This is a genomic window from Verrucomicrobiia bacterium (genome assembly GCA_035489575.1).
GTDB lineage: Bacteria > Patescibacteriota > Saccharimonadia > Saccharimonadales > JAGQNK01 > DATHJY01.
Genome location: DATHJY010000006.1, coordinates 16,243 through 31,211, shown reverse-complemented (window position 1 = coordinate 31,211; position 14,969 = coordinate 16,243). Strand labels below are relative to the sequence as shown.

Here is a 14,969-nt window from a genome sequence, read left to right as displayed (position 1 = left end):
CGAAGATTGTGGCCTGTTTGGTGTGGTTCTTCTATGAAAAGGTTTCATAGTACACTTAGATTATCTCATGCGTACGATTGTTTTCATAAACAGCCATTCACGTTTGGCGGCCCAAAATATCAAGCTCGTCAAAAAATTCTTTGCCAAGCCAGGCAGTCCGTTCGACGTTCAGGATTTTATTGTCGTAGAAGATTTATCACGGTTTAAGGATGCACTCAAAAAACTGCAAGCCGCCAAAGACATTGACTGCGTTATTGTCGGCAGTGGCGACGGCACCATAGTGGCCGTACTAAATGCCCTGAAAAAACAAAAAAATATGCTGTATGGCTTCATTCCCCTTGGGACTACTAACGGATTTGTACGGAGCCTTGGCATTCCCGTCATGATCAAACGTTCCTTGTCCGTATTGTCCAAGCAACACGAAAGACATGCCTCGCTTGGACGAATCAACGACACCTTGTTCGCCAACTTTGCGGACCTAGGCTATCCAGTACAAGTCGTCGACAATGTGACAGACAAGGTCAAGCGGTATCTTGGCTCGTTTGCCTATGCTGTCAGCGGGGTACGCGAATTGGCCCGGCACGAACCCTTCTGGTGCGAGGTAGAAGCCAATGGCAAGAAGGCTTCATTTCAGACCCACCACTTGCTCATTGGCAATGGGCGTCACCGCGGCTTAGCGGTTGTAGACCATGGCACTTCAGCCTACGATGACAGCCTAACCATAGCCTACAGCACCAGCCTGAACAGGGTTGAATATCTGAAAGATGCCTTTGGATTTATCACGCGCCGCCCCGAAAAACGCGCTGGCGTGCACTTTATCTATGCCAAAAAAGCCACCATCCGGACCAAGCCCGACCAACCCCTTCAGGCAGACGGCGAGATCATCACCACAACCCCGGCGCATATCCGCGTCCTGAAGGATGCTATTCGGGTGCTGGCACCACCATCGAAGCGTCCAGGCAAGTAGCGCAAAGGTCATCAGCGGTGCAATCCTGACAGACGAGCACTAGCTTGTTGCACTGCTTGTTGGCACAGTTAATGTAGTTGCTGGTGTTGCCCTGGCAGTGAATACAGACACCAATGTCCTTTGCCTGATCACTAAACTGCGTCACCATGCGGCCATCAAAAATATGCAGCTTGCCTTCCCATTCGCCTTCGTCTTTGTAGGCCTCGCCGTATTTTACGATACCGCCGTCTAGTTGATAGACCTCTTTGAAGCCGCGATTTTTCATCATGGCGCTCAAGATCTCGCACCTGATGCCACCGGTACAATAAGTGACCACCGGCTTGTCTTTGATGTCGTTATATTTAGGGTTTTCCAACTCTTTGGCAAAATCGCGCGAGGTCTCTACGTCCGGCACCACTGCGTTCTTGAACTTGCCGATCTCTGCTTCGAACTTGTTGCGGCCGTCAAAGAACACCACATCATCTCCGCGCTCTTTCAGCAGCTCGTGCACCTGCTTAGGTTTGAGGTGCTTACCACCGTTTGCTATGCCTTTTTCGGTTACCACAATCTCGTCAGCGGCCTGGAAGTTTACAATCTCGTCTTTTACCTTGACCTGCAGTTTTGGAAAATCTTGGTTGGTGCCGTCGCTCCACTTGTAAGTAATACCCTTGAAGATCACTGATTTGTTCATCTCGCGCTTATACTGACGCAGTGCCTCAATACCACCACCCAGCGTGCCATTGATGCCGTGCACAGAAATAAGCACTCGGCCTTTCAGGCCCAGGCGAGTGCATAGCTCGCGCTGCCAGCGCATGGTCATGGCCGGATCAGCCACTGGTACAAATTTGTAATACAAGACAATTTTTTGCATCAGCACCAGTATAACAGAGGCCAGCGCTCTACTCTAGCTTGTCCTACACGCAAAAGAATATATAGTAAATACATTACTTCTATATAAAGGAGCGTCCATGTCCAGATTATGCGAAACCTGTCCCTTGCGAGGTGACGCCTGTGACGAGCTAGAAGAAGCCATATTCTCGCCCTACGGTATAGCCGTTCGGGGAATACTTTCGGGGAATATAAACGTGGCAGATGTCAGGTTGGCGGGTGTACTTGTAGACGAAGACCGCAATGCCTCGCTACCTATTCGACCTGGATACGAGACAGCCGAATCATTGACCGAAAAGATAGACGCCTGCAACGAGCCTGACATCTACCAGGAAAGGCATCTTCTCATCCTGAAAAGAGGCGTCCCGGTATGTCCAGCACTGGGGCATCTGGCGGTCACGGACCGGGCCACTTACAACGTAGTCGTAGAAAATCCCCCAGCACCAATTGATCGCGGGAGTCTGAGAATTCCACTTGGCAATACTGCTGGCACTGGCGTATAATTCCTTTCTATTATGATTGACTAGATCAATCCGCTATTTGCTAGGATCCAGGTGGCAATTCGCTTCTGATGCCAGAATTGATAATTTTTGAGCGAAAATCCTGGTGATTTGCAGCCAAAAATAGCAATTTTGGCGCAGAATGGATATTACCACCTGGGCCCTTGGATCGGACGAGCCGATTCAATAGTACAGAAGAGACAAAAATCACAAACAATAATACTAGTTCGTCTACACTTAGGCGTAAGACTATTTGTGTACCTGAGAGTAAGGAAACCCCGCTATGGCTGTGTCTACAACTAAGAAAACGCTGCGCCTCTTTTGGCAATTTACCCGCCCTTATCCATTCCTGTTTTGGTATGGCACTATTGGGGTAGTCTTCGCTGTGCTACTAGCGGATGTCTTGCCGCCCCTTATTATTGCGACCGCCTTTAACCGCATGCAGGAACTTTCGGCAGCTGGTCAGCCCCTGACGTTCGCAACCCTGCAACCCTATATTCTGCTGTACATCGTCTCAAGCATGGCGGGCCTGTTTTTCTGGCGGACCCAGACTATTTGCACCTGGAAGTACAGCATCTTGAGTGAACGACGAACTGCAGAATACCTGTTTGACCACCTGCAGCACATGGGTAGCAAGTTTCATGCCGACCGTTTTGGTGGCTCGTTAGTTTCCAATGTCAACAAGTTCACGGCCGCCCATGACAAGTTCTGGGCTGACTTTACCTGGAATATCGTCAACGGCCTGACGGCGCTGATAGCCTCTTTGACTATCCTATTTTTGACTAACCCACTATACGCCGGTATCTTTAGCGTCATAACGCTGGTGTACTTTGTGATTATGTTCTTTCTTATGCGCAAGCAAGCTCCCATAAACCGCGCAGCCGCCACCAGCGAGAGCGAACGCACAGCCAAGCTGGCAGATAACATCACTAACGTAGGAACAGTGCGAGCCTTTGCCGGTGAAAAGCAAGAGCTGAATATTTTCCGCAAGCAAACAGCACACACCGTAGATGCTCAGTTCAGGCTCATGCGCACCCAACTCAGGAACGAAAATGTTAGTCACAGTACTATTACCATCCTGAACATCATGGCCTTTGGGGTTGGAATCTTTGCCATCACACGGCTTAATGCCCAGATTGGCTCGCTGTATTTGATTGTTACATATACCTACGGCCTGACAGAGAGACTGTGGCAAGCCATGTTTGTTATGAAGAACATGAACCGTTCCTTCGGAGATGCTGCTGACATGACCGAAATACTCAGTCTAGGTCCGGAAGTCCCAGACCCCGAGCAACCAGAGCCTGCCCGATTCAAACACGGGGGTATCGAGTTTTCTGACGTAGCTTTTGGCTACTCCGGGAACAGAACCAACAAAAAGCTATTCAAGAACCTCAGCTTTGCTATCCAGCCCGGCGAAAAGATCGGCCTGGTGGGGCACAGTGGTGGTGGCAAGACCACCATTACCAAACTGCTGCTCCGGTTCATGGACATTCATGACGGCCAGATTCTCATTGACGGCCAAAACATCACCGCCGTAACCCAAGCTGACCTGCGCCAGGCCATTACCTATGTGCCTCAAGAGCCGTTGCTGTTTCACCGATCGCTCGCAGAGAATATTGCTTACGGCAAACCGAATGCTACTCAGGCCGAGATCGAGGCTGCCGCTAAAGTAGCCCACGCCCACGAATTCATCATGGAGCTGTCTGACGGCTATGACACGCTGGTGGGCGAACGCGGCGTCAAGCTGTCTGGTGGACAACGCCAGCGAATCGCCATTGCCCGAGCCATGCTCAAAAATGCACCTATCTTGGTGCTGGACGAAGCCACCTCTGCTCTGGATTCTGAGAGCGAAAAGCTCATCCAAGACGCCCTGTGGAAACTCATGGAAAGCCGCACAGCCATTGTGATCGCTCACCGCCTCAGCACTATCCAAAAGATGGATCGTATCTTGGTGATGGAAAAAGGCGCCGTGGTCGAGGAAGGTTCGCATAAAGAGTTGCTGCAACACAATGGCATTTACGCCTCACTATGGAAACACCAGTCCGGTGGATTTCTGGAAGACTAAATCATGAACCCAATGACCACCAACACTGCAATTCTCAAATACTTTTGGCGTCATGGCCGACGCTACCCGTTCTTGTTTTGGGGCATGTACCTCACGGTGCCACTGGCGTTGCTTTTCAATGAATTTTTGCCAGCGCTCATGATTGCCAACATCCTGAACAGACTGGCGAGTGGTAATTTCGTGCGGGGCGACTTATGGGGCAGTTTTGGGCCAGACATACTTACGGTAGTAGCAGTTGCCTCCCTGGGCGGCGTGGTTATTTGGCGCATTAACATGTATTGCAACTGGATGCTCGAGGGCAAGGTTGTCAGAGACATCCACCAAGAGGTCTTTGACCACCTCATGAAACTGAGCGCTACCTTTCATGCCGACACTTTTGGCGGCTCGCTAGTTTCGCAAGCAAATAAGCTGGCCAGTGCCTACACTCGCATCACTGACACCACCGTATACAACACGGGTGGTCTGTTGTGGTCTGTCATATTTATGAGCGTCATTCTGTGGAACAAGGCCAGGCTGTTTGTATTCTTCCTGAACGCTTTTAGCGTCTTTTTTGTGGTTGCAGCCATCTATATCACCAAGTCAGTACGGCTACGCGCCCGGCAAGAAGCCGATGCCAGCAATCGCCAGACGGGCAACTTGGCCGACAGCATAACCAATGTCATGGCCATCAAAAGCTTTGCCGCCCAAAAAGCAGAGGGTCAGCGTTATATGGAAGGCACCGAAAAATGGCGGCATACTCATATAAGATACATGGTCGCATCTATGCGGGCCCAGATAAGCTTCTCGCTTATCAATGCGCTGCTCAACGCTGCCGCCATCACCATTGCCGTCGCCAGTGTCGTGGTTTACAACGCGCCGGTAGCAACCGTGTTCCTGGTATTTGCCTATAGCAGCACCCTACGCGACAGACTGTGGGAATTCTGCAACACCGCCCTACGCAACTATAACCGTGGGTTTGGTGATGCTCAGTCCATGATGGAAGTCCTGCAGACAGAGCCAAGCGTCAAAGATTCCGCTGAGTCCCAGCCGGCTCGCATTGGCAAAGGTGCGATTACATTCCAACACATGGGCTTTGCTCACGATGGCTCAAACACGGACGATCCGCTGTTCGTAGACCTGAACCTAGCCATCAAATCACGCGAAAAAATTGGCCTAGTTGGACATTCGGGCTCGGGCAAGACCAGCCTGACCAAATTGCTGCTGCGCTTTAATGACATCGACAAAGGCCAGATATTGTTAGATGGCCAGAATATTGCCGACATTACCCAGGCAGATCTGCGCAAACACATTGCCTACGTACCGCAAGAACCACTGCTATTCCACCGCGGTATTCGTGAAAACATTGCCTATGGCAACCCCCAAGCAACCGAACAAGAGATAGTGGAGGCAGCCCGCAAAGCCCATGCGCACGAGTTCATCAAAAAACTGCCAAAAGGTTACGAAACATTGGTTGGCGAACGTGGCGTCAAGCTGTCTGGCGGACAGCGACAACGTATAGCCATTGCCCGAGCCATCTTAAAAGACGCACCCATACTGGTGCTTGACGAAGCCACCAGTGCCCTAGATAGTGAGTCAGAGCGTTTGATCCAAGCCGCCTTGCGCGAGCTCATGAAGGGCCGGACCACCGTTGTCATCGCCCACCGCCTGAGCACTATCCAAAAAATGGACCGCATTATAGTGCTAGAAGACGGCCGGATCATAGAGGAAGGCAGCCATACCCAGCTGCTGCGCAAAAAAGGCACCTATGCTACATTGTGGGCGCATCAATCCGGTGGATTTATAGAGGAATAAGGAGAAATCATGTCTGTTGGAGCCCAAACCCTAAAACTATACCTGCGCGAAAACCTGCGCTATAAAAACCTGCTCTTCTCTACAGTAGGCCTGTGGACTGGTGGTATGTTCATGCAAAAACTTCTGATGCCCTTGGTTGTAGCCCGAGCCTTTGACAGAATCATCCGGAGCGAGCAAGGACAGTTAGATATGAGTAGCTTTGCGACTGATATTGCCCTATTTGTTGGACTGGGCGTTGCAGCTCAGATATGCCTGGATTTTGGTCTGCTTCAGCTATCGCGGATGGAAACCAAAGTGCAGCCACATCTGTACCGGCGAGCCTATAATTACTTGATTTACCAAAGTCAGCGGTTCCATGCCAACAGTTTTAGTGGATCATTAGTTACGCAGACCAACAGATTTGCTAACGCCTATGTGGCGCTGACTGACGCCTTGGTTGTCAATGTGTCGCAGATGTTTATATTGGTCGTGCTGTCGGCCGTGGTCATTGCCTTTTACTCGCTCCCGCTAGCAGCAGTTATGGTAGTCTGGTCTGCTGCTTTTGTGGCGCTTAATTACTGGCTGACTAAGAAGCGTATCAGATTCTCAAAAGCCGTCGCCAAGGCCGAGACAAAATTGACCGGCTACTTAGCAGACAGTATTGGCAATGCCAGTGCTATTAAGTCATTTGCCACAGAAGAGCCAGAGTCAAAGATGTTTAATGAGCTGGCCGTCGACCGGGCGCAAAAAAAGTATATATATTGGATGCGAGCCGTCAAGAACGATGCCACCTTTGGCTCCATGATGATACTACTCCAAGCTACCGTACTGGTACTTTCCCTATTCCTGGTGCAACATGGCCATGTGACAGTAGGCACCCTGGTACTAGTGCAGGTCTATATGACACAGATCATGTCTGTCTTGTGGGGCCTGAGTAGTTTGACGCGCAACATCGAACAAAACCTGACAGATGCTTCGGAAATGACTGAGATACTGAACCAGCCTATAGAGGTGACTGACAAAAAGAATGCCCAGAAGCTGGCGGCCAAGCGGGGCAAAATCGTCTTCGAGGATGTAACTTTTACCCATGCAGATAATTCAGATGCCCTGTTTGAGCACATGAGCCTAGTGATCCAACCAGGCCAAAAGGTGGGCCTGGTTGGTGCCAGTGGCGGAGGCAAAACCACCCTGACCAAGTTGCTGCTGCGATTCTCTGACATAGACGATGGCCAGATCGTGATCGATGGCCAGAATATTGCCGATGTCACCCAGACCAGCTTGCGCCAAGCCATTGCTTACGTACCCCAAGAACCCCTCCTGTTTCACCGTTCACTCAGTGAAAACATCGCCTACGGCAAACCCGATGCCACCACCAAGCAGATAGAAAAAGCCGCCAAACTAGCCCATGCAGACGAGTTTATAACCCAGCTTCCCAAACAATACGATACGCCGGTGGGTGAGCGCGGCGTAAAGCTATCCGGCGGACAGCGTCAGCGGGTAGCTATTGCCCGGGCTATGCTAAAAGACGCACCCATCTTGGTCCTGGACGAAGCCACCAGTGCCCTTGATTCTGAGAGCGAAGTGCTTATTCAGGCAGCCCTCTGGGAGCTCATGAAGGGCCGCACCGCTATCGTGATTGCCCACCGGCTCAGCACCATTCAGCGAATGGACCGCATTGTGGTCCTGGAAGAGGGGGCTATCATAGAGGAAGGCACGCATAAAGAACTACTAAAACAGAAAGGCACCTATGCCAAACTTTGGGCTCACCAGTCCGGCGGGTTTTTAGAGGATTAATATATGAAGAATAAAACAGACGACACAGACCTCACGTTCAAGCGACGTTTGAGCATCGGGCTGCGCATGCTGCGAATCTGCTGGAACATCCGCCGTGCGTCTATAGTAGGCTACTTCGTGGGTGCGTTGGTCGAGGTTGGTGGCACCATCGCCTCTATCTACGCCACCGCCAAGCTCGGCTCGCTGCTGGCCTTGTTCGTAGCGACCGGCCAGACGCAAAATATTTGGCTGTGGCTGTGGGTGGATATCACGGCCGTGGTGGTCATTGGCATTGGGTTTTGGATCATGGGCTACTGCAAGCGCATGCTGTATTTCTCGCTGGTACAGTGGTCTATCAATAGTTTTTTGAAATCTGTCAGCAAATTTGATCTGGGCAGCTTTTACGAAACCAGTACGCGCAATCAGCTCAACAAAATTAGCGGCGCCTACATTTGGCAACTACCCAACCTGTCCGACGCCTGCCTGGAGCTGATCTATGGCCTCATCCGCTTTCTGGCTATCACAGCGGTGGTATCCCAAATCACCTGGTGGCTAGTACCACTCATTGCCCTATTCTTGATACCCAGCCTTATTGGCGAGAGCCGGATGGCCAAGATGCAGTGGTTTGTCTGGGACAGCAAGGGCGATTTTCGGCATATCTTTTGGGGTCTGGAATACATCATTCGTCAGGCAAAGGGCCAGATGGAGCTGCGGACTTCTCAAGCTTCCAGTTTTGTCCTGAACAAGATAGATACCATGAACCAAGGGTTTTATAGAGAACAAGAGGGCAAGTACCGCAAAGCTAGCCGTTCCCTCATGCTGACCAAAGTCCTAGAGGCGGGAGGCACAGCTACCGGTGCCGTGATACTGCTAAAACAATTCCTGAGTCACGCTATTTCTTTAGAGCGCTATTTCTTTTTGTCTGGTGCCCTGCTGCGCATTGGTGGCGCCCTGAACAGCATTTTTGGCACCCTCACCCGTATGCAAGAGGGCTTGTTGTTTGCCGACAGCTACTTTAGCCTGGTAGATGCTCAGCCTCGTATTGTCGATCCACCAAACGCCATCGCCCTGCCCGCTGGCGCTACACCCTCAATCGTTTTCAAAGACGTGTCATTTACTTATCCAGACCAGACCGAACCAATCTTTGAGAACCTGAATATAGAAATAAAATCGGGCGAGCATGTTGCCCTGGTTGGCGAAAATGGTGCCGGCAAGAGCACGCTCATAAAGCTGCTGCTCCGTTTTTACCAGCCCACCAGCGGACAGATTTTGGTGGACGGACAGGACCTGCAAGAGGTAGCCATAGAGACCTGGTACGCCCAGCTGGCCACATTATTCCAAGACTTCAACCACTACCCGCTGAGCATTGCCGAAAACATCGAGATTGGCCGCTCTACCCAGAAAGCCAACCGCAAACAGCTTGAGCAAGCGGCGGCTTTTGGCAACGTAGACGAGATGGTCAAGGGCTACGCCCACGGCTGGGACACGGTGCTGGACAGCAGCTTCAAAAAAGGTGTCGAGCCCAGCGGTGGACAATGGCAGCGCGTCGCCCTGGCCCGAGCCTTTTACCGCAATGCCGACATGATCATTCTAGACGAGCCAACCAGCGCCATAGACGCTAAGGCCGAATACGACATCTTCAACAACATCTTTGACCACTATCAGGACAAAACGGCCCTGATAGTCAGCCACCGGTTTAGCACCGTACGCCGAGCCAACCGCATCATCGTGATAGACCACGGCAAGATTGTCGAGCAAGGATCACACCAGGCCCTCATGAAAAAGAAAGGCTTGTACCACGAACTATTCAGTAAACAAGCCGAAGGCTACCGCTAGCCGATACCACAGACTACAACCAGTCTATTCGTGCGCTGGCAATGTCCTTACTGGTTTTGCTGCAGCTCGAGTGAGGTCTACGAACAGAGTAATTGACAAATAAGTTTTTTTATTTTAATATATAAAGGTTTTGTAGAGACAACACTGTCCTCGAGACACCTCAAAGCAGAAGCAAGCTGAAAGCCACACGACCAGCACCGAAAGGCTAGGACAGATGTCCACCAGCTCAGCGCAGTCCAGGAAAGTGGACCGGCTCCTCAAAGTCGCAGATCTCGAGACAGATCTCGGCCTCTCCAACGATCACACGCTCTTCGCCATCGCCGACGCCACTGGCGATGACCTGAGCGGAAACGCCAACCTGTTCGTGCCGTGGTCCGATGCCATGATCCCCTTCGAGTGCAGCTGTGGTGCCATCATCTACTCCGACTCACCCCACACACACGACGGCTGAAGGCAGCGAAGGGATCGACAACCAAGGAGGGTAGTCCTGGTGGCGCTAACAAACCGACACTATTCGGAACTGTTCGCCATCAGGCTACCACCACCCACACCACTTCAAATAACTTGCTTCTGCTTTCTCTAACCTACTTATGACAGTTCCATATCCCGAGTTCGAGCCCTTATAAAATAAGTATACCTAGGCCAACCAGTACAACCACGGCCACCACAGCTACAACCAAGAGCGTGGTGGTACCCGAACGCTTCTGGTTCTCTGCCTCTAGCCTGGCCTGCGCCAAACGGTTGTCGGCTGCCATGTCGAGCGGTTGGTCCGGCTGGGGAGTTGTGGTCTCCACGCCGCCCAGTGGGGTCAAGATTGGCGCTGTGCCTCCGCCTGTCAGTCCATTGTCGTCCATGGCGCCAGCCTGGCTGGTGATTCGTTCCATGCTTTCGGCCGTACGTGGTGGCCGCAGTTTTTCTATAAGGATCCGCTCGTAGCGGTTGCTGCCACGCACATATTCTTGGGCAATAACTTGCAGATCTTGTTTTTCCAACCGACCCTGTTCGTACAGTACCTTGGCGTTGGTACCGGCAATCTCTATCTTGGCGGCTACTTGCAAGACATCAGCCATAGGCAATCTTTCTGGCTTGGCAGTTTCGGCCCGGCCAATAGCTTCGGCTGCTATGCCAGGGACCAAGACAGGCAAGATGTCGGGTCCTCGTAATATGCGTTCGTGTCGCTCCTGCCGTTGCCGCGCTTCGACTGCTGTAGGTGCCGCCTCAGATGGCGTAATGGTTTCAGACGGCCGCGCAAACATCTGCTCGCCAGATGGGGTAGAAGTAAGCTTTTCTGCCATAGTTGCCCGCTGAGCTACCCTAGCTTCCACAGCGTTAATGATTCGTTGCTGGGCAGGCTCACCTTGGGCGGCTATGCGCTCGGCGGTCATCTTGCGCACAGTCTTGGTGCCTTCGGTTACTTCGTATTGTAGCTGCTTGACCTTTTTCTCTAGCGACTGCTGAACCGGACGCATTTTTTCTTCTGTCCTAATCCGGCCACTGCGGCGTCCTATCATATAGCCAATAATTCCACCCACTAGTAGGTCGGCGCGGCGGCGCCGTGCCCGATGTATCTCAAAGGTTGACCGGCGGGCCGCAGCTTCTCCTGGCGTAGGTGACGATGGCAACGCGTTGGGAGCTGCCATACCCATGCCTATGGGCGGCAGACCGCCATTGCCAGCCGCATGTGCGGCGGGATGCACAGGAAATGATGGAGGTGGGGGAGGAGATGTACCGCTGCTATGCGCGGTAGTGGTAGTTGTCAGCGGGTCAATAGTTTCGTCATCGTCCAGTATGTCGGCGGGGTCTAGGTCGGTATTAAATGGCAGTGTCGACTCTGCGGTAATAGGCTCGTCCGGCTCTGCCAAAGCATCTGCTGTCAGGTCAGCAGCATCCACGTCTGCTGCTTCGGCGATGGGCTCGCCGGCTTCGGGCGCTAGCTCCAGATCACGAATCACCTCTTCTTTGGCTTCGGCCAGTGCTGTCTTGCGGTCCTTACCGGCCTGGATCTTTTCATGGGCGGCCTGGACAAATGCAGCAGCGACTACCAGCTCGGCCTCGGCCGGTGAATCCTCGGGCGTATCGGCATGCTCTAGCTCTAACTGCTCACCTTCACCTTCTAGTATTTGCTGCAGAGCTTCCCGCTCTTCGCCCTCAGACAATTCTCCTAGATTATCGGGCAATTCCACATCTGTTTCGGGTGTATCGGAGGCCTCAGAGTCCTTCGTGCTTGTAGTATCCAGAAACTCCGCCGGCTTTTTGTCTCCGGCCTCAGGTGCTTGCTTGACCGGCTCTATCTGAATGAGGTCAGCCAGGCTCTCAGCCTTTGGCTTGCTGTCAGTGGTCTTTTTTTCAGATACATTAGCGGCCTCAAAAGCCCCCACCTTGGCCTTCTTTTTCTTTTCGCCTGATGTTTCAGACGACTTTTCAGCCTTGGGCGCCTCGTACGAGTGCATCATGTCTGAATCGCGGGGCGAAGTCTTGCCGCCGTCTTTTTGTTCCATGGCTTCTATTGTACAAAATACAGACAGAGAACCCTAGTAGAGTTCTCTGCTGAGAGCGGTCGATTGGACGCGCTATTGTTCTGTTTTTTCGGCAGGCTTTTCGTCGCCTTCGGTAGCTTCCTCGGTCTGCTCGGCATCATCGTCTGTGCCCGTAGTGCCAGCATCGTCAGCCAGAGAAGCAGCAGAAGCATCAGCCTCGGCAGCTTGGTCCTTGGGCATTTCTACTACCGCTATAGACGCTTCTGGGTCGGTCAAGATAGTCACGCCTGCTGGTGCGGTAATGTCAGATACGTACAGGTGGTCGCCAACTTCTTGTAGCTTGGTGCCATCTACTGTCAGCTCGTCGGGCAAGTCGCGTGGCAAGGCCTCTACCTGAACCGTGTCTAACTGTGTCAGTACTAGCAGTGACTTTCTCTCGGCCGGGATTTCGTCGCCAGCCAATACCACCGGTATGTCGGCAGTTGTCTTTTCGTTTTGTCGAATGGCCTGAAAAACCACGTGGCGCATTTGGTGCCTAGCCGGGTCAAAGTCAACGTCTTTAATAAGTGCCAGGTGCTTCTTGCCATCTACCGTTAATTCGACGGGATGGTGTTTGCCCGCAGCGCTATAAGCCTTGGTCAGCATCCGGAAATCGCCCATGACATGTATAGACTCTTTGCCGTGGTTGTGTATAACGGCTGGTATGCTTCCTTCTGCCCGCAAACCCGCTAGGCCTTTTCGAATAACTTCACGTTTCTGTAGTTCCACCACAATTGTGTCGCTGGACATAGTCCCTCCAAGTCAGTAATTTGTTACCTTATTTTAGCATGACTCCTACCTATTTCAGGGTCGAACCCTGAAATAGGTAACGACCTCTAGTTGGCCAACATGGTCTTTAATTCATCGAGCATAGCCTTGTGGTCTTCATGGTCAGATACAAAACTCAAGTAATCATGCCCCTCAAATACCCCTAACAAACGCTCCGGCTTCACCCAATCAGATTGTTTTTCACCAAGATAATAAGGCAAGCTTGACCACCTCCAGTTTCGCCACTGCCGGGGATTTAAGTGAATATAGCGTGAAATATGCTGCCAGTAGCTCTCTTGATCAATCAGCGAAGCCTTGAACGTCCCCTGAAAAACATGGCCCACATGTTCATATTTTTTATTGAAATAGCCCGTGTAAGAGGCAGTAATACTTTTCATTAGTTTTGTAATGCCATCTGCGGTCTCTTGATACAGGAGTAAATGGTAGTGATTTGGCATCAAGCAAAAGGCCACTAGCTCAATCTCGCTACTAAAGTTCTTATACAATCTCCCTAGCGAATCATTCTCTTGCTTTTCTCCGAGATATCTTTTTAAGATATTAAGGAAAACCGCGTAATCCTCTGACACTCGAAAGACTAGTTCTTTGTTGTTGCCCCTATTATATACGTGATAGACGTGCTGAGGGCCGTATACTTTCACTCGGTTCCTACTTGGCATAAGCATATTATACACCGATATTTCAGGGTCGAACCCTGTACAGGGTTCGACCCTGAAATATACTGAAATATCGATGGACGTGACAAGGTGCGGCTGGTAGGCTAGTCATGTGGTAAGTATTGATAAGATTATTCTTAGTGGTGGCCTGATCGCCATCGGCGCTACCGTCTTTGCCGAATCAGGGCTGCTTATAGGGTTCTTTTTGCCGGGCGACACGTTGTTATTTGGTGCCGGTATTTTAGCAGCCCAAGGCACGCTGCCGCTACCGTGGCTGATTATGGTGGTTATTATTTCGGCCATTGCTGGCGACAACGTAGGCTACAGCATTGGTAGACGCACCGGCAAACGCTTGTTCCACAAAAAAGAGAGCATCTTATTCAAGCCCGAGCACCTAGAGCGGGCCGAGGAGTTTTATGAAAAACACGGCGGCAAGACTATCATCTTGGCCCGCTTTGTCCCAGTGGTGCGCACTTTTGCGCCCATGGTTGCCGGTATCGGCAAAATGTCCAGGCAACGATTCATGTTCTTTAATATCATCGGTGGCGTACTATGGGGCGGCGGCGTAACCTTGCTGGGTTACTGGCTGGGTACCAAAATGCCCTGGCTAGAGAACTATATTACCGATGTTATTTTGGCAATTCTAGTACTAACCATCGCGCTGTCCGCCTTCCATATCCTGAAAGAACCCGACAATCGCAAACTTCTCATAAAACGCATAAAAATATGGAAGCGCGACATAACCCTCAACAAAAAAGCAGATTAAACTTCGTCAAAGTCGTCGTCGGTCAAAAGTGGCAGCAAACGCTGTGCGGCCTGCAGAACGTCAACATTATTTGCAATCTTGGGTTCGAATGCCGGGAACTCATCAATCGGTATCCATTTGTAGTCAGCGTACTCCTCGGGATTGAGCCGAATCTCGCCACCATCATACAGCGCCACGTGATGAGGAATAATCATACTGTTGCCATCTTTTTTGCGGAATAGTATTTGGTAGCAGCTCATCTTCCAGCAGATTCTAACCTTGGCAGACTCGCCAATCTCTTCTTCTTTTTCGCGCTTGAGCCCGGCCAACAGTGACTCATCAGTGATTTCGGTTTTGCCGCCAATAAGCGAATAAACGCCGTCATAATCTTGCTCGCCAAAGCGCTTGGCAAACAAGACCTTTGTCTTATCTTCAGAGAATAATACAAATTTGGGGCAATATTGAAAAAGAGTGTTTTTGTTCATAAA

13 protein-coding genes are annotated in these 14,969 nt (G+C 51.3%); 8 read left to right on the top strand and 5 right to left on the bottom strand.

The window, feature by feature from the left end; all coding sequences use genetic code 11:
• Positions 1-67 precede the first annotated feature (67 nt).
• A complete protein-coding gene (locus tag VK694_02985) occupies positions 68-967 on the top strand; it encodes a YegS/Rv2252/BmrU family lipid kinase (protein HTE57684.1) in 900 nt (299 codons plus the stop codon).
• On the opposite strand, the gene VK694_02980 is transcribed toward VK694_02985, so the two are convergent.
• Positions 924-1,817 carry a rhodanese-related sulfurtransferase gene (locus tag VK694_02980; protein ID HTE57683.1) on the bottom strand — a complete coding sequence of 298 codons (894 nt, stop codon included), beginning with the start codon at positions 1,815-1,817 and terminating at the stop codon, positions 924-926. The two genes, VK694_02985 and VK694_02980, sit on opposite strands and share 44 nt — an antisense overlap.
• 97 nt (positions 1,818-1,914) lie before the next feature.
• On the opposite strand from VK694_02980, the gene VK694_02975 reads away from it, so the two are divergent.
• The 6 genes from VK694_02975 (at position 1,915) to VK694_02950 (ending at position 10,229) form a co-directional block, all read left to right on the top strand.
• Positions 1,915-2,337, top strand: a complete 423-nt coding sequence (locus VK694_02975; GenBank protein ID HTE57682.1) for a hypothetical protein — start codon at positions 1,915-1,917, stop codon at positions 2,335-2,337.
• Between the two features lie 280 nt (positions 2,338-2,617).
• Positions 2,618-4,399 carry an ABC transporter ATP-binding protein gene (locus VK694_02970; GenBank protein ID HTE57681.1) on the top strand — a complete coding sequence of 594 codons (1,782 nt, stop codon included), beginning with the start codon at positions 2,618-2,620 and terminating at the stop codon, positions 4,397-4,399.
• Positions 4,400-4,402: 3 nt separating this feature from the next.
• The gene (locus VK694_02965) at positions 4,403-6,190 is read left to right on the top strand and encodes an ABC transporter ATP-binding protein (protein HTE57680.1); all 1,788 of its coding nucleotides are present in this window, start codon (positions 4,403-4,405) and stop codon (positions 6,188-6,190) included.
• A 9-nt stretch (positions 6,191-6,199) separates the two neighbouring features.
• Positions 6,200-7,963 (top strand): ABC transporter ATP-binding protein, encoded by a 1,764-nt coding sequence (locus tag VK694_02960; protein HTE57679.1) that lies wholly within the window; start codon positions 6,200-6,202, stop codon positions 7,961-7,963.
• 3 nt (positions 7,964-7,966) lie between these two features.
• Positions 7,967-9,778 (top strand): ABC transporter ATP-binding protein, encoded by a 1,812-nt coding sequence (locus VK694_02955; GenBank protein ID HTE57678.1) that lies wholly within the window; start codon positions 7,967-7,969, stop codon positions 9,776-9,778.
• Positions 9,779-9,992: 214 nt separating this feature from the next.
• Complete coding sequence (locus VK694_02950) at positions 9,993-10,229, top strand: hypothetical protein (GenBank protein HTE57677.1); 237 nt, start codon at positions 9,993-9,995, stop codon at positions 10,227-10,229.
• A gap of 169 nt (positions 10,230-10,398) precedes the next feature.
• Here the strand turns inward: VK694_02950 and VK694_02945 are convergent, their stop codons facing one another.
• From VK694_02945 to VK694_02935, 3 genes are all read right to left on the bottom strand, one after another.
• Positions 10,399-12,276, bottom strand: coding sequence for a hypothetical protein (locus VK694_02945; protein HTE57676.1), 1,878 nt, complete (start codon positions 12,274-12,276; stop codon positions 10,399-10,401).
• A gap of 72 nt (positions 12,277-12,348) precedes the next feature.
• Positions 12,349-13,044, bottom strand: coding sequence for a 50S ribosomal protein L25 (locus VK694_02940; protein ID HTE57675.1), 696 nt, complete (start codon positions 13,042-13,044; stop codon positions 12,349-12,351).
• Positions 13,045-13,130: 86 nt separating this feature from the next.
• On the bottom strand, positions 13,131-13,721 hold the full coding sequence (locus tag VK694_02935; GenBank protein ID HTE57674.1) for a transposase: 591 nt from the start codon (positions 13,719-13,721) through the stop codon (positions 13,131-13,133).
• A gap of 127 nt (positions 13,722-13,848) precedes the next feature.
• Between VK694_02935 and VK694_02930 the strand changes: the two genes are divergently transcribed.
• Positions 13,849-14,502 (top strand): VTT domain-containing protein, encoded by a 654-nt coding sequence (locus tag VK694_02930; GenBank protein ID HTE57673.1) that lies wholly within the window; start codon positions 13,849-13,851, stop codon positions 14,500-14,502.
• On the opposite strand, the gene VK694_02925 is transcribed toward VK694_02930, so the two are convergent.
• Positions 14,499-14,966, bottom strand: coding sequence for an NUDIX hydrolase (locus tag VK694_02925; GenBank protein HTE57672.1), 468 nt, complete (start codon positions 14,964-14,966; stop codon positions 14,499-14,501). The two genes, VK694_02930 and VK694_02925, sit on opposite strands and share 4 nt — an antisense overlap.
• Between the last annotated feature and the right edge of the window lie 3 nt (positions 14,967-14,969).